Raw genomic sequence first — 14,566 nt, 5'->3', positions numbered from 1 at the left:
GCCGAACTCGGCAAGGGCGCGGGCGAGGAAGAATAGACCATGATAGCCAACCTTATGGCGCTCTCCGTCCGCGCCCGCTGGACGGTCCTTGCCTTGTTCCTCGTCATCGCCGGGCTCGGCGTGTGGCAGCTCTCCAAGCTGCCGATTGACGCGGTGCCCGACATCACCACGAAGCAGGTTCAGATCAACACGGTCGACCCGCGGCTCTCGCCGGTCGAGATCGAGAAACTCGTAACCTACCCGGTTGAAATCGCGCTCGCCGGCATTCCCGGACTCGAGACGACGCGCTCGATCTCGCGAAACGGCTTCAGCCAGGTGAGTGCGATCTTCACCGACGATACCGACCTCTATTTCGCGCGTCAGCAGGTCGGTGAACGGCTGCGCCAGGCGACAGAAAACCTGCCGGACGGCGTGCAGCCGCAGGTCGGACCGGTGTCGACCGGACTTGGCGAGATTGTCATGTACACGGTTGGCTATGCCAACCCGGACGGCAAGGGCGCAAAAAAAGTCGCCGGCCAACCCGGCTGGCAGCCTGATGGCAGCTATCTGACACCCGAGGGCGAGCGGCTAACTGATGCAGTGGCCAAAGCAAGCTACCTGCGCACCGTTCAGGATTGGATTATCGGCCCTCAACTTCGATCGGTTAAAGGCATTGCCGGGGTCGATTCGATTGGCGGTTATGCCAAGACCTTCGTGGTCGAGCCGGATCCGACGAAGCTCGCCAGTTTCGGTGTCTCGTACAGCGAGCTTGGCCAGGCTCTCGAAAACGCCAATCTCGCGGTCGGCGCGAATTACTATAATCGCGGGGGCGAAGCCTATCTCGTGCGCGTCGACTCACGCGTGCGGACTGTTGATGAAATCCGCAATGCTGTCGCGGCGACGCGAGGCGGAACGCCAATTACCATCGGCCAGATCGCGAACGTTCGCGTTGGTGGCGATTTGCGGACGGGTGCCGGAAGCATGAACGGCCGGGAGGCGGTCATCGGCACTGTGCTGATGTTGATCGGCCAGAACAGCCGCGTCGTGGCTGAATCGGCGACTGCCAAGCTCGACCAGGTAGCAAAGACGCTGCCACCGGGTATCGAGGTGAAGGTGGTGCTGAACCGCGCCGCGTTGGTCGGGGCCACGGTGGCGACGGTTCAGCGCAACCTGACGGAAGGCGCAATCCTCGTTGCAGCATCGTTGTTTCTGCTGCTCGGCAACTGGCGCGCGGCGGTGATCGCGACGCTAGTGATTCCGTTCTCGTTTCTGATGATGGCGATGGGGATGAACGCCTTCAAAGTCCCTGGCAACCTGATGAGCCTCGGCGCGCTCGACTTCGGTCTGATTGTCGACGGCGCGGTCATCATCATCGAAAACTGCCTCGCCAGATTGGCGCATCGACAGGAACATGAAGGCCGACTGCTCTCCCTGCGCGAACGGCTCGAGGAGACGATGCGGGCCGCGCAGGAGATGATTAAGCCGACCGTCTTCGGTCAGGCGATCATCCTGCTCGCCTTCGCGCCACTGCTCACCTTCACCGGCACCGAAGGCAAGACGTTCTCGCCGATGGCGATTACGATCATGCTCGCTCTGGTGGCGGCATTCGTCCTGGCGATTACGCTGGTGCCGGCGCTGGTGGCGATCATGATACGTGGCAAAGTCGCGGAAAAGGACGTTTGGCTGATCCGGAAGTCCAAGGACCGCTACCTGCCGTTGCTGGACAAAGCGATCGCGCGCCCGTGGCCGTTCATCCTCGGCGGGCTTGCCTTTTTCCTGGCGGCAATTCCCGCATTTGGCCTGCTGGGCTCCGAGTTTATTCCCCAGCTCGACGAGAAAAATCTCGCCTTCGCATCAACGCGCGTGCCCTCGGTCAGCCTCGATCAGTCGCTGGCGATGGAACGCAAGGTCGAGGAGGCGGTGATAAAGGTTCCGGAAGTCGCCTTGATGTTTTCCAAGACCGGCACAGCGGAAGTGGCCAGCGACCCAATGCCGCCGAACGTATCCGACGGCTTTGTGATTCTGAAGGAAAAGGAAGAGTGGGCCGCCGGCACAAGCAAAGCTGACGTGGTCGCGAAGATTGAGAAAGCGACCGGAGGGCTGCTCGGGAATCTTTACGAGGTCAGCCAGCCTATCCAGCTTCGCTTCAACGAATTGATCGCCGGTGTCCGCGGCGATGTCGCGATCAAGCTCTACGGTGACGATCTCGACAAGATGGCGCTGACCGCCAACGAAATGGTGCGGGTGCTTCAGACCATACCCGGTGCGGCCAGCGTCAAGGCCGAGCAGGTTGGTGGTGCGCCAGCGCTGGATGTAAGGCTCGACCGCGCCGCCATAGCGCGGCTAGGTCTTACAGTGCGCGACGTTGCGGACACGGTTGCGGCAGGGCTCGGCGGCCGTGAGTCGGGGCTCGTGTACGAGGGCGATCGGCGGTTCGATGTCACCGTGCGCGTACCTGAAGCGACGCGCGCAAACCTTGACGACATCCGGACGCTGCCGGTGCTGCTGCCAGAAGTCGAGGGACGGCCGCGTGCCCAGGTGCCGCTTGCGCAAGTGGCGCAAATCCGGCTGACGGAAGGCCTGAATCAGATCAGCCGGGAAAACGGCAAGCGTCGTGTGGTCGTCCAGGTCAATCTCGGTGGCCGCGATGCGGGTTCATTCGTCCAGGAAGCGCAAGCGAAGATCGCACAGGTCAAGTTGCCTGCCGGGTACTACCTCGAATGGGGCGGTCAGTTCGAGAACTTGGCCGCGGCATCGAAGCGCCTGTCGATCGTCGTGCCGCTGTGCTTCCTGGTCATATTCGGGTTGCTATACATGGCGCTCGGCGGGTTCGGCAGAGCAGCGTCAGTGTTTTTGGCGGTGCCGCTGGGGCTGGCGGGCGGTGTGTTCACGTTGCTGCTGACCGGCATCAACTTTTCGGTGTCGGCGGCGGTCGGGTTCATCTGCCTTGCCGGCGTGGCGGTGCTGAACGGTCTTGTAGTTATGTCCGCGATCCGGGAACGCATCGAAGCTGGGCTGCCGGTAGCGGAGGCAATCCGCCACGGTATGGCTGAGAAGATGCGGGCGGTCATCATGACCGGGTTCGTTCCAGCGATCGGCTTCGTGCCGATGGCGCTCGCCCACGGCACCGGCGCGGAGGTGCAGAAGCCGCTCGCCGTCACCGTGATCGGCGGTCTCGTCGCCGCCACCATCCTGACACTGCTGGTGCTGCCGGCGATCGCGAAAGTGATCCTCGGGCGGACCGATCGTCAAAATGAGCAAGAGGCGAACACGCCGCATGGCGAGGAACCCGCCCCGCTGAAAGGAGAAGCATGATGGGAGAACCGGTCCGGAAACTGCTGCGCATCTATACGGATGAAGCGGCCTATATCGGCGATCGCAAGGTCTTCGAATATGTGGCCTCGCTGGCGCGCGATCAAAAGATGGCGGGCCTGACGGTGCTTGAGGCGCTCATAGGCTTCGGGACATCGGCGCACGTCCACCGACGCCATGTGCTTGAGAGTGATCGGGCAGTGGTGATCGAAATCGTCGATTTCGAGGACGCTTTGCGCGCGTTCGTCGCCGGTCTGAGTGACGTGCCCGACATTGGTCTAATGACGCTCGAAGCCGTCGAGGTCATCGGCGGCAAGGCAAGCCAGGCCCTGGAAAGCCCGAGCCGATGAACTTCGGTCCGGCAAGCGCGGGGGTCGGCGGCGTGCGATCCCCTGAAGGCTCGCCATCTCCCCTCAATCGCCCGTTTGGTCGGGAAGGAGGCCGCTTTTGCGCGGCCTCCGGCTTGGCCGCGCCTTGGTCGGACAGGACAGGCTACCATGAAGGAAGAAACCACATTCGATTTCAATATGTCAGCGCTGCGGGTCTGGTCGTTGCTGTCCGATTTGAAAGGCTATGCGCGCTGGCACCCGATCTATCGCATCGCGGGCGAGGCGGAGCGGGGTGCCGAAATGGACATTACCTGGCTGCTCTTCAAAGGCGATCGCAAGATGACGACGCAGATGATCATCAACAGGCTAATAAAGCCCGAACTGATTGGATGGCAGATGGGCGTGCGGGGGTTTCTGACCTTCGACGAACGTTACGAGATCGAGCCAATCGCGAACGGCGTCTGCGTGCGCCATTCGGTCGAGTGTCGCGGCGTCATCGGCGGCCTGTTCGGCCGCATGATGCGCAAAGGTCTGCGCCGGACCATGCGGCAACAGGACGCGGCGTTTCTCAATCTTCTGCGGCGGCAATCGCGACTGCCAGGGCGGTCCAATCGCCACAGTCGGCGCCCTATCAAGCCACCGCCTCCTCGCGGCGCTGCGAACGACTGACCGGCCAACATCCCGAAGAAAGGTATCCATCATGGTAGATAGTCGTCCCTCCCAAGGGCTGCTGTGCCCGACGTGCCGCGTCGATCTCGTCATGAGCGAACGGCAGGGCATTGAAATCGACTATTGCCCGCAATGTCGCGGCGTCTGGCTCGATCGCGGCGAACTCGACAAGATCATCGAGCGCAGCGCCGGGGATGAAGGAGTACGGCCGTTGAGCGGCGCTCGTCTCGGAATATCCGACGATCGCGGCCATGGCGATCATGGCGGAAAGCACGGCTACGAGCGGGGCCATAAGGGCCGCCGCAAGGGCTTTCTGAGCGAATTGTTCGACTGACTGCTATGGATCGGCCGCCACACAACGAGTCCTTCGAGTGTCCGTGTGAGAACGGCCCGCGCCATGGGCGTGCCCCCTGTAGCGCCCATGGCGATAGATCGTGGAAAGACGGGGAAATAGCGGCTCGGCGCCTTCGGAGCGGCCCAGTTCGGGGGATCATCCTCGCGACCGGGCTTGCTCTGGCGCCGGGCCTGGTCGGCTGCTCGCCAGCCACCAACAAGAGCGAGGCCGAAGCGTCGCGTGATCGCGAGCTGCCCAACTTCATCGGCGAGCATTTCTACGCCTGTCCTGATGGGTCGCGCCTCGATGTCGACTTCCTCGGCGATGGCCTGACCCTAGACATAAAGACTCGACCGAACGCCGCTCCGGAACGGGTGACATCGCCGGCAAGCGGGCGGACCTATGTCGGCCGGAACCTCAATGTGTCGATCTCAGGCGGCGACCGGATCACGCTCAAGCGCCCCGGCGCGCCTGCCTTGGCCTGCAACAGGGTGCTGGCCTATCAGGATGCACCGGAAGGGGTAGCGAGCGGCCAGGCTGAAGGTTCGGCCGCATGATGACGATCTCGTCATGGGAGGAGTCGCTTTCCCATATCGTCAGTCTCGCGCTGGCCTATGCGTTGGCGCTTCCGGTTGGCTGGAACCGGGAGAAGGATGAACGCAGCGCCGGCATCCGGACCTTTCCGCTGGTCGCCATCGCCAGTTGCGGGTTCGTACTCGTAGGTATCGCCATTCTCGGACGCACGTCTCCTGCCCAAGCTCGCCTGCTTGAAGGATTGATTACCGGCGTCGGCTTCATTGGCGGCGGCGCCATATTGAAGCACGCCGGAAAAGCGTCCGGAACCGCGACCGCTGCGAGCCTCTGGGCGACGGGGGCACTGGGCGCCGCGGTCGGCTATGGTCTTTACGACATCGCTGTGATCCTCAGCCTGACCACCTTCCTGACGCTGCACTTCTCTCATCCACTGAAGCGCGCCTCCCAGGATCGCGCCGAGCCGGCTGATCGACAATGAGGCACAATCGTCCCTCCGAAACGCGCGCGACGCGGCGGGTGCCCAAGAGTGGCGGGCAATTCGGGCCGGTGTCGCCGCGCCCAAGCGACGACCGTCGTTCGCGTTTGGAGCGGTGGGCGTCTCTGCTCGAACGCGATCCGCACCGGCTTATCGCGCTGCTGCGTCCGTCATGGGCAGCGGGCGACGACATCGCCCCGATGGCGGCGAGCCCAAGTGCCGTCGATCTGGCCTGGGTCGATCCGGTGTTTCGCGTGACGGGTCTTGCGGGACGCTCTCGGGCCGACGTGAAAGCGTTTTTCCAGCTTTCGGATGCCGAGTTGGACCGGATCGCGGCGGGGTCCCGGCGCGTCCCGCTGCGGCCTGCCTGGCAGGTCGCGGCGCGCATCCGCAACGTCGCCGATCCGCGCCCTGAAAAACTGATCCTGATCGGCGTCATGGTCATGATCGTCAGTGTCGTCGGAGCTGCCCAATGGCTTGGATGAATAGGCTCTTCCCGGAAGCGGCTGTGACGCCGGTTTGGTTTGGGTTCGCCGGCATAGCCCTCGTGCTGGCGTCGTCGGGCTGTTCGGAACAGCCTCGCAAGGCGAAACCCACCGAACAGGAAATCCACGCCGGGGACAGCGGGGATGCCAGCGGCATCCCTGGTCGCCACCCCTATCGGTGCGACGACGATCGCCCGCTCCTCGTCGACTTCAAGAATGAGGGCCTGACGCTCGAGCTGCGCCGCGACGGGAACGCTGCGCCGGTTGTCCTGACCGCGCCTGCGGCCGGGCTTCAATATGTCGGCGACACGATGAGCGCGATGTTCTCGGGCAACGAACTCAAGATCGAGGAAGGGGACAAGCCCCCCGTCTTGTGCAGGAAGGATACGAGCTTGTGACCAATCCACCCGGCACAGAGGGGCGCTAACGATGGCGGCGCTCAAATTTTCCCTGATCCCGATGATCGCGATCATGATCGGCGCGCTGATCGCCGGATGGCGCACCCCCGGCGAGAAGCTGGTGGCGGCGATGCAGCATCTCGCGGCCGGCGTGGTGTTCGCCGCTGCTGCGACGGAGATCCTGCCGCTGGTGATGCACGGCGGTTCTCCGACCGCGACGCTGATCGGTGGGGCGCTGGGCGTCGCCGTAATGCTCGGGCTCAAGGCGGCGGAAAGCCGATGGGAAGGGCCGGTGGCACTTCTCGCCGCAATCGGACTCGATCTGGCGATAGACGGCTTGGTTCTCGGCCTCGCTTTCATTGCCGGCGAGAAGGCGGGCACGCTGCTGGCCGTCGCGCTGACCCTCGAAGTGCTGTTCCTGGCCCTGACCCTCACCAACGATCTGGCGGGCCGGTATCGCAAGGCGAAGGCGATCGGACTGACCTGCGCGCTGGCAGTGCTGGTGCCGATCGGCGCTCTGGTCGCGCAGCCGGTAGCGCTGCTGTCGCCGATATGGATCACCGGCTTCCTGAGCTTCGGCCTGATGGCGCTGCTTTATCTCGTTACCGAAGAGCTGCTGGTCGAGGCGCACGAGAAGCCGGACTCGCCGCTTATCAGCGCGATGTTCTTCGTCGGCTTCCTCATCCTCCTGCTGATCGAGGAAATCATGGCATGACGGCTTCACCAGACGCAAAGGTCTCAGCTGAGCGGCGCACACTCTGGATCGTGCTGCTGCTCAACGCGGCGATCGCCGCGGGCTTCTTCATGACGGGCCTGATCGGCGATTCCAGCGCACTCATCGCCAACGGCGTCGACAACCTGTCGGACACCGCGGTCTATGCGCTGAGCCTTATTGCGCTCAGCCACGGGCCGACGTGGAAGACGCGGGCCGCAACCGTGTCGGGCGTCATGCTGCTGATCTTCGCCGTCGGCATCCTGATCGACGTCGGCCGCCGCTATGTCCAGGGCAGCGATCCGATCGGCCCGACGATGATGGTGATGTCGGCCATCGCCGGCGTCGTGAACTATGTTTGCCTGCGCCTGCTCCAGAAGCTCAAGCAGCCCGATGTGAACCTGCGTGCCGCAACCACGTTCAGTTTCAACGACTTCATCTCCAACGGCGGCATCCTGATCGCGGGCGCGCTGGTGCTTTGGCTTGGGACGAATTGGCCCGATCTGCTGGTGGGCCTGGCTACTGCTCTTATCGCGATCAAGGGCGGCATCGAAATCCTGCGTGATGCGCAGGCAGAAACCAAGACCAACGCGGAGACGGCGTGATGACCGAAAAGCTCGAACTCGATATCCCCGTCCTGCTGCCGGAGGTTCCCGATGCGGCCGATGCTTGTGTCGGGCGTCTCGTCTCGACGCTGAGCGCCAAGCCCGGCGTCGAGCGCGCGCATGTCCTGCCTGCCGATGGCGAGACGCCGGCGAAGCTCTGCATTCATTTCGACGGGACGGCGCTTCCGCTGCCGCGTGTGCGCGAGATGGTGCGGGCGGCGGGCGCCGATATCAGCGGGCGATACGGCCATGCGACATGGCAAGTCGAGGGGATCGGGCACGAGCGCCGCGCCCGCACCGTCGGCGAGACTCTGTGCCAGGTGCCCGGCGTGCTGCAGGCGGACGCCAGCGCCTCGGGCAGCGTGCGGGTCGAATATGACAAGGAGCGCGTCGACGAGGCGACGATCGTCGCGGCGCTGGGCAAGCTCAAGGTCAAGCCGGGCAAGCGGACTGGCTCCGATCATGCCGGCGATCATGCTGGAGACGATCACGGCGCGGGCGACCATGCCGGGCACGATCACGGGCCTGGCGGTCATGCCGAAGGCGCAGAAAAGCACGGACCGGGCGATGGCCACGATCACGCCCACGCCAATTTCCTCGGCCCAAATACCGAGCTGATCTTCGCGCTCGCCTGCGGCGCGCTGCTAGCGATCGGCTTCGCGATCGAGAAGCTGGTTGCGGGCGCCGCCGACTGGCTGCCGACCGCCTTCTATGTCGGCGCCTATATGTTCGGCGGCTTCTTCACGCTGCGCGAGGCGATCGACAATCTAAAGCTCAAGAAATTCGAGATCGATACGCTGATGCTCGTCGCGGCCGCCGGCGCCGCGGCGCTCGGTGCCTGGGCAGAAGGCGCGCTGCTGCTGTTCCTGTTCAGCCTCGGCCATGCGCTTGAGCATTATGCGATGGGTCGCGCGAAGCGCGCGATCGAGGCGCTGGCCGAACTCGCGCCCGACAAGGCGACGGTGCGCCGTGACGGGCAGACGAGGGAGATTCCCGTCGAGGAGCTGGTGGTCGGCGACATCGTGGTCGTGCGCCCGAATGAACGCCTGCCCGCCGACGGCTTCGTCATCAAGGGGTCGAGCGCGATCAACCAGGCCCCCGTCACCGGCGAGAGCATTCCGGTCGACAAGGAGCCGGTCGCCGATGTCGAGGCGGCGCGCGCGAAGCCCGATGCGGTCGAGGCGACGTCGCGGGTGTTCGCCGGCACGATCAATGGCGGCGCGGCGATCGAGATCGAGGTGACGCGACGTTCCAACGAAAGCGCGCTCGCCAAGGTCGTGAAGATGGTGAGCGAAGCGGAGACGCAGAAGTCGCCGACGCAGCGCTTCACCGATCGGTTTGAGCGTGTCTTCGTGCCGGCGGTGCTGGCCCTGTCGTTCATCCTGCTGTTCGCGTGGGTCGTCGTCGACGAGCCGTTTCGCGACAGCTTCTATCGCGCGATGGCGGTGCTGGTTGCGGCCAGCCCCTGCGCGCTGGCGATCGCTACCCCCAGCGCGGTGCTGTCCGGCGTCGCGCGCGCGGCACGCGCCGGCGTGCTGGTTAAGGGTGGTGCCCCACTGGAAAACCTCGGCTCGCTCAAGGCGATTGCGTTCGACAAGACGGGGACGTTGACCGAAGGGCGGCCCCGCATCACCGATGTCGTGCCCGTCGATGGCGCGAGCGAAGAGGATTTGTTGGCGCTCGCTATCGCGGTCGAGGGATTGAGCGATCACCCGCTGGCGCAGGCGATCGTCAAGGATGGACGCGAGCGCTTGGGTGACCGCGAGCTGCCGACCGCGACCGATCTCAAGAGCCTGACTGGACGCGGCGTTACCGCGACCGTCGATGGCGAGACGGTGTGGATCGGCAAGGCCGAGATGTTCGGCAAGGAGGGTATCCCTACACTGAACGCGGCCGCGACCGACGCCATCGCAACACTGCGCGAGGGCGGGCGCACGACGATGGTAGTGCGCAAGGGCGACAAGGACATCGGCGCCATCGGGCTGATGGATACGCCACGCGAAGCGGCCAAGGTTGCGCTCAAGCGGCTCCGCGAGATGGGCATCACCCGGATGATCATGATCTCGGGCGACCATCAGAAGGTGGCCAACGCCATCGCCAAGGACGTTGGCCTCGACGAGGCTTGGGGAGACCTGATGCCGGAGGATAAGGTTGCCTCGATCAAGAAGCTCGCCGGCGAAGACAAGGTTGCGATGGTCGGGGATGGCGTCAACGATGCGCCGGCGATGGCGAGCGCTACGGTCGGCATCGCGATGGGCGCCGCCGGCTCAGACGTGGCGCTGGAGACGGCGGACGTCGCGCTGATGGCCGACGATCTCGCACACCTGCCGTTCGCGGTTGGCCTAAGCCGCCACACCCGCGGCATCATCCGGCAGAATGTGTTCGTCAGCCTCGGCGTCGTCGCGTTCCTCGTGCCTGCGACGATCTTGGGGCTGGGCATCGGCCCGGCGGTCGCGATGCACGAAGGCTCGACGCTGCTGGTCGTGTTCAATGCGCTGCGACTGCTCGCCTATCGCGATCCAGCGGAAAAGGAAGTTTAGGCGAGCTGTTTGTTCGTCGGCGATTGGTACGGGTCGATCGCCATACTGCTCAATAGCCAGTCCGCCGCATCCTGCGCTTGGCGCGCGGCGGTGAAGATGCACCGCTTGTCATTGCGAAGGGCAGACAGTAATCACGAGCAGGCGATAATGTGAAGGAACGCTGCCGCAGCGCGGTTTCTCACCGGTTCGTGACGAGCGTCCTTCGCATTATTTCAGAGCGCGTCGAGCCAGGCGAGCACACTGGCGTCTTTCTTCCAGGGTGCTGCTTTGGCCAACGACGTCGGCGTTCCGACCTGTTCGAGTGCCCGTCGCTTGGCTTTCAGGTCGGCTTGGGCATAGTGATTGGTGGTGTCGAGGCTTACATGACCGAGCCAGCTGCGGATAACGGTGATGTCGACGCCCGCGGATACTAGATGGACCGCGGTGGCGTGGCGGAAGCTGTGCGGGGTAACCGTCTTCGACCGGAGCGAGGGCGTTGTTTTCGCCGCGGCCTCCACGTAGGCAGCGAGCTTGTATCGGACCCCGGACGCGCCGAGCGGATCGCCATAGCGGTTGACGAAGAGGCGCTCATGATCGGCTCGGGGTTGCCGCCCCAGAAGCCCTTTGAGCAGCATGATCGTCTCAGGCCAGAGTGGGCATATTCGCTCTTTCCTGCCCTTGCCGAACAACTTCACGCAGCTTGGCGCCTCGAACCGGATAGCAGCTGGACACAGGTCAAGCGCTTCCTGGATCCTCGCGCCGCTATTGTAGAGGAACGATAACAACGCGTGATCCCGGGCACCTTCCAATGTCGATCGATTGGGCTGAGCGAGAATCGCCTCCACCTCCGCCGGCTCAAGATAACAAGGGGCCGGCACCGATCCGCGCTTTACCGGCGTGCTGAGGATCGCGGTGCATTGCACGATTGCCCCTGGCTCCTTGCTCGCCGCGAATGTAAAGAAGCTGCGGATTGCTGCGAGCCGGCAGTTTCGCGTACCGATCGTGCCATGCCGATCATGCTCGGCATGATGCAGGAACGCGATAACGTGAGCCGCGGTAAGATCGGCCAGTCTTAGCTGCACGACCTGACAGTTCTCACGCCCTGCGACGAACCGGAGGAACAGCCGCCAGGTGTCCCGATAGGAGCGCACCGTATGGACCGAGGCGTTTCGCTGATCGACCAACCACTCGTAGAAGAACGATCGTGGCAGTGCTGGGAACGGATCGGCTTTGGTCATGGCCGTCCCTCCTGCGTCAGAGTCAGGCATGGTGCTCCCAGGACGCGGAACCGCTCGCTGGCTTCTTGGAGCAGGTCCTGCGTGACCGTGATGTAGACCAGCGTCGAGTGGATATCGCGGTGGCACATGTAGGTCGCGAGGAACGGCAGCCGATCCTGGGGATTGATGCCGGCCCGGTACCATTCGAGGATTCGGTTGACGACCATTGAGTGGCGCAGATCGTGGAGACGGGGACCGATCTTTCCCCGCCGGGGCTTGAGGCCAGCTCGGCGAAGAAGGTCTACCAGCAGCCAAGCGACAGCCGTGGGCGTATACCGGTGGCTGCCTTGCGCGTGCCAGAAGAGCCCAGATTCCGGATCCTGCGAGCCGCCGGCACGCCGCCGCGCATCGATATAGGCGACGAGCTCGGCCATGACGCTTTCGGACAACGGCAGGATTCGGGTTTTGAAGAACTTGGTCTCCCGGATCGTGATCGTGCATGCGCCAAGCTCGACGTCACCCAGATTGAGACGTGCGATCTCGCTGCGCCGCAGACCAGCGCAGTAGGCAAGCAGCAGCATCGTATAGATGGTGAGCGGCCTGAGCGGCGCGCGTGGCGACGGATAGGATCGGGCCAGATTGAGCATGCGCCGAACGTCGGCAGGACTATAGATGTGCGGACGACGCCAGTGCCTGGCTACCTCCTGCAGGGGCTTCGGGTTGGGCCGACGGGTTTTGAGAGCCGGGTCTTTGTGACGCAACGCCTTCGCCAGTATGCCTTCCAGGCGCTCGCACTCGGCAGCGTGGTTGTGGGTCGATCGCACTGCGCGCCAGCTCTCGAGCATCACCTCCATCGGCTGCGAGACCAGATCGGGATGAGCTTGGAGGTGCCGGTCGAACCGCAAGCACCAGGTCGTCTGCGTGGTATAGCGATATCCTCGGTTCCGCATCAGCGCGATATGATCGCGCATCATGGCGCCGAGGAAGCTGCCGAATGGCTTGGGCCGACGAAGCGCCGCCAGCGCGGCATCCGGGTCAGTAGTCGCAAGGGCACGCCAGATCGAGCAGCGCGTCCTGATCTGATAATCGGTACGCAGAATGTCGATAGGATTGGCAGCGATGACCGCCTCTCCCGCCAAGTAGCTGAGGAAGCGGTCGACGACTCTGGCGTGATGTTCCGTCGTCGAGGGCGCCCAGTATCGTGTTCGCTCGCTGAGCCACGCCTCAAGGGTCGACTGATCGATGATGGTATGACGTTCCACCACCGTCTGGAAGCTATTCAGGATTTGGCGATAGACCGTACAGGCAAGCTCTGTCCGCATGCCGAGGTCTCGCACATAGTCCGCGATCACGCGGCGTTCGCTGTCGGGCCAAGCGATCATGACAGCACCTCCTGGCCAGGCACGTCGAGTGCGATTGCACGCAGATCTTCCGTTGCCAGCTTGAGGTAAGGGATCGTTGCTTCGGTTGATCGGTGCCCCAGCAGATCACCGATCATTTTTTGGGAGACCGCCCCACGCAGCAACTCGACAGCTCGCGCGTGTCGGAAGATGTGAGGTCCGCATTTGCCCGCCGGATAGACGCCCGCAGCCCACATTCGGCGCAGGATTTCCGAATGGATGTTGCGCAGCGGGCGATATGGCGCACGGACCCGGATAAATATCTCGCGCAGCGTGACGCGCGGCCTCCCATGTCGAAGATAATCAACCAAGGCTTCGCCGACGCTCGGCATCAGCGGCAGCGCCGAGCACGCGCCAGTTTTCGTGTGCTGTATGCGGAGGATCTCACCCCGCCAGTCGATATCGTCCAATTTGAGGCGCCTGATCTCGCCGGATCGCAGGCCGTATGTCGCCAGCAATTCGAGCATGGCGTAGTCGCGCAGGCCCATTGGCGAGCGATCTGCCTTGGTAGTTTCCAGCACGGCCGCGATTTGCTCGCGCTCCAGGATGGAAGGCACGCTCTCATAAGCATAGAGCAAGGGCCCAACGACGTGGGGGGCAAGATCGATGGGAACGTGGCCCATGCGGTGCAGATAGCGCAGCATTGATCGCAGGCGCTCAGCCACGTCCTTCATCGACCGCCGCGGCAAGCCAGGCGCCCGCCCGTCCATATAGCGATCGATATCGGCGACACTGAGGTGAACTAGGCCTCCGGCACTGCGTCGATCCAGCTGCCACTCGAGGAAGTGCCAACCTTCCCACAACAGCGCACTGATACTCGGCTCTGCCAGACCCTTTTCTTCACGAAGCCACATCTCGTAGCCGCAACAGATCGCTTCCCGTAAGACCGCTTCGGGACCGACAATCTGCGGCGCTGGCGGCCATTTTCCTAGCGTCAGGCGCAGCAACGCGTGGATACCGGAACGCGGGATCGACTGCCACGTAGGTCCCAGTTTCCTGTGGCGCCGCTGTTCGCGAGCTGTCCGCGCTTCGGCGAGATATTGAGCCACCAGGTCCGGCGTCACCGACGTTAAAGCGGTCTGCCGCGACGTTAGATAATCCAGGAATTGGCCTGCATAGGCACAGTAATTACCGATGCCGACCGGCGAATATTTCAGAGCGGTCAGTTCATCCCTGAGATTGGCGATAAGCTCCGCATTCAACATCCTTGCCTCCTCTGCTCTTCAAAGCGAGGTCAGAGGCTCACAGGATATTATGCGCAGCAACGCCTAGATTGAACCGGCGCTTTCCGTTGCGTTTCGAGCGCCACAGCCGCGTTCCTTCACATTATCGCCTACTCGTGATTACTTGAATTATGCCGAGCTCGGCATAACTCGAGCCAGCTTGCCAGATAGGCCGCATGATCCTCGCGGTCGTGGAGTTTGATGCCGATCGCGCCGCTGACGAACACGGCCCCCAGCTCGGCCACCAGTTCTTCGCGCGCATAGTCTTCGCGCTTTGTGGAAATGAGGGTAGGACGGGCAAGCCGATCCACATGGCCGCTGGCGTGACAAAGTTCGTGCGCAAGGGTCGAATAATAGTCATCGCTGGTATGGAAG

Annotated in this window: 15 protein-coding genes; 11 read left to right on the top strand and 4 right to left on the bottom strand. The window is 63.5% G+C overall.

All coding sequences use genetic code 11. From position 1 onward, the window contains the following. Positions 1–39: 39 nt before the first annotated feature. From LH128_RS07255 to LH128_RS07205, 11 genes are all read left to right on the top strand, one after another. A complete protein-coding gene (locus tag LH128_RS07255) occupies positions 40–3,294 on the top strand; it encodes an efflux RND transporter permease subunit (RefSeq protein WP_008828957.1) in 3,255 nt (1,084 codons plus the stop codon). Continuing rightward, positions 3,294–3,641, top strand: a complete 348-nt coding sequence (locus tag LH128_RS07250) for a DUF190 domain-containing protein (protein WP_008828956.1) — start codon at positions 3,294–3,296, stop codon at positions 3,639–3,641. Before LH128_RS07255 ends, LH128_RS07250 begins: the two co-directional genes overlap by 1 nt. A 147-nt stretch (positions 3,642–3,788) precedes the next feature. Next, the gene (locus LH128_RS07245; RefSeq protein ID WP_008828955.1) at positions 3,789–4,289 is read left to right on the top strand and encodes an SRPBCC family protein; all 501 of its coding nucleotides are present in this window, start codon (positions 3,789–3,791) and stop codon (positions 4,287–4,289) included. A gap of 31 nt (positions 4,290–4,320) precedes the next feature. Beyond that, positions 4,321–4,623, top strand: a complete 303-nt coding sequence (locus LH128_RS07240; protein WP_082370184.1) for a TFIIB-type zinc ribbon-containing protein — start codon at positions 4,321–4,323, stop codon at positions 4,621–4,623. Positions 4,624–4,997: 374 nt separating this feature from the next. Further along, a complete protein-coding gene (locus LH128_RS33205; protein WP_008828953.1) occupies positions 4,998–5,180 on the top strand; it encodes a hypothetical protein in 183 nt (60 codons plus the stop codon). Next, positions 5,180–5,635, top strand: a complete 456-nt coding sequence (locus tag LH128_RS07230; protein WP_037518306.1) for an MgtC/SapB family protein — start codon at positions 5,180–5,182, stop codon at positions 5,633–5,635. Before LH128_RS33205 ends, LH128_RS07230 begins: the two co-directional genes overlap by 1 nt. Further along, the gene (locus tag LH128_RS07225; RefSeq protein WP_327195095.1) at positions 5,632–6,117 is read left to right on the top strand and encodes a hypothetical protein; all 486 of its coding nucleotides are present in this window, start codon (positions 5,632–5,634) and stop codon (positions 6,115–6,117) included. Before LH128_RS07230 ends, LH128_RS07225 begins: the two co-directional genes overlap by 4 nt. Beyond that, a complete protein-coding gene (locus tag LH128_RS07220; RefSeq protein ID WP_086013063.1) occupies positions 6,114–6,515 on the top strand; it encodes a hypothetical protein in 402 nt (133 codons plus the stop codon). The genes LH128_RS07225 and LH128_RS07220 overlap by 4 nt, the downstream gene beginning before the upstream one ends. A gap of 31 nt (positions 6,516–6,546) precedes the next feature. Next, positions 6,547–7,230, top strand: coding sequence for a ZIP family metal transporter (locus LH128_RS07215; protein WP_008828949.1), 684 nt, complete (start codon positions 6,547–6,549; stop codon positions 7,228–7,230). Next, on the top strand, positions 7,227–7,832 hold the full coding sequence (locus LH128_RS07210; protein WP_008828948.1) for a cation transporter: 606 nt from the start codon (positions 7,227–7,229) through the stop codon (positions 7,830–7,832). Before LH128_RS07215 ends, LH128_RS07210 begins: the two co-directional genes overlap by 4 nt. Next, positions 7,832–10,372 carry a heavy metal translocating P-type ATPase gene (locus LH128_RS07205; protein ID WP_008828947.1) on the top strand — a complete coding sequence of 847 codons (2,541 nt, stop codon included), beginning with the start codon at positions 7,832–7,834 and terminating at the stop codon, positions 10,370–10,372. The genes LH128_RS07210 and LH128_RS07205 overlap by 1 nt, the downstream gene beginning before the upstream one ends. A 212-nt stretch (positions 10,373–10,584) precedes the next feature. Here LH128_RS07205 and LH128_RS07200 read toward each other — a convergent pair whose 3' ends face one another. The 4 genes from LH128_RS07200 to LH128_RS07185 form a co-directional block, all read right to left on the bottom strand. Beyond that, positions 10,585–11,589, bottom strand: a complete 1,005-nt coding sequence (locus tag LH128_RS07200) for a tyrosine-type recombinase/integrase (RefSeq protein ID WP_008828946.1) — start codon at positions 11,587–11,589, stop codon at positions 10,585–10,587. After that, positions 11,586–12,950 (bottom strand): tyrosine-type recombinase/integrase, encoded by a 1,365-nt coding sequence (locus tag LH128_RS07195; RefSeq protein WP_008828945.1) that lies wholly within the window; start codon positions 12,948–12,950, stop codon positions 11,586–11,588. The genes LH128_RS07200 and LH128_RS07195 overlap by 4 nt, the downstream gene beginning before the upstream one ends. Beyond that, positions 12,947–14,173: a site-specific integrase gene (locus LH128_RS07190; RefSeq protein ID WP_008828944.1), complete on the bottom strand. Its 1,227-nt coding sequence runs from the start codon at positions 14,171–14,173 to the stop codon at positions 12,947–12,949. The genes LH128_RS07195 and LH128_RS07190 overlap by 4 nt, the downstream gene beginning before the upstream one ends. A 128-nt stretch (positions 14,174–14,301) precedes the next feature. After that, a partial coding sequence (locus tag LH128_RS07185) for a zincin-like metallopeptidase domain-containing protein (RefSeq protein WP_008828943.1) occupies positions 14,302–14,566 on the bottom strand: 265 nt, incomplete at its 5' end.

The organism is Sphingomonas sp. LH128, from assembly GCF_000293195.2.
Taxonomy (GTDB): Bacteria; Pseudomonadota; Alphaproteobacteria; order Sphingomonadales; family Sphingomonadaceae; genus Novosphingobium; species Novosphingobium resinovorum_A.
Note: the sequence above shows the minus strand (reverse complement) of the source record. Positions and strands in the feature narration are given on the sequence as shown.

Excerpts from the sequence above, each read along its gene's own strand:
- LH128_RS07250 (WP_008828956.1), top strand. The coding sequence starts at position 3,294 with ATGGGAGAACCGGTCCGGAAACTGCTGCGCATCTATACGGATGAAGCG.
- LH128_RS07230 (WP_037518306.1), top strand. The coding sequence starts at position 5,180 with ATGACGATCTCGTCATGGGAGGAGTCGCTTTCCCATATCGTCAGTCTC.
- LH128_RS07220 (WP_086013063.1), top strand. The coding sequence starts at position 6,114 with ATGAATAGGCTCTTCCCGGAAGCGGCTGTGACGCCGGTTTGGTTTGGG.
- LH128_RS07190 (WP_008828944.1), bottom strand. The coding sequence starts at position 14,173 with ATGTTGAATGCGGAGCTTATCGCCAATCTCAGGGATGAACTGACCGCT.
- LH128_RS07255 (WP_008828957.1), top strand. The coding sequence starts at position 40 with ATGATAGCCAACCTTATGGCGCTCTCCGTCCGCGCCCGCTGGACGGTC.
- LH128_RS07195 (WP_008828945.1), bottom strand. The coding sequence starts at position 12,950 with ATGATCGCTTGGCCCGACAGCGAACGCCGCGTGATCGCGGACTATGTG.
- LH128_RS07225 (WP_327195095.1), top strand. The coding sequence starts at position 5,632 with ATGAGGCACAATCGTCCCTCCGAAACGCGCGCGACGCGGCGGGTGCCC.
- LH128_RS07200 (WP_008828946.1), bottom strand. The coding sequence starts at position 11,589 with ATGACCAAAGCCGATCCGTTCCCAGCACTGCCACGATCGTTCTTCTAC.
- LH128_RS07215 (WP_008828949.1), top strand. The coding sequence starts at position 6,547 with ATGGCGGCGCTCAAATTTTCCCTGATCCCGATGATCGCGATCATGATC.
- LH128_RS07240 (WP_082370184.1), top strand. The coding sequence starts at position 4,321 with ATGGTAGATAGTCGTCCCTCCCAAGGGCTGCTGTGCCCGACGTGCCGC.
- LH128_RS07210 (WP_008828948.1), top strand. The coding sequence starts at position 7,227 with ATGACGGCTTCACCAGACGCAAAGGTCTCAGCTGAGCGGCGCACACTC.
- LH128_RS07205 (WP_008828947.1), top strand. The coding sequence starts at position 7,832 with ATGACCGAAAAGCTCGAACTCGATATCCCCGTCCTGCTGCCGGAGGTT.
- LH128_RS07245 (WP_008828955.1), top strand. The coding sequence starts at position 3,789 with ATGAAGGAAGAAACCACATTCGATTTCAATATGTCAGCGCTGCGGGTC.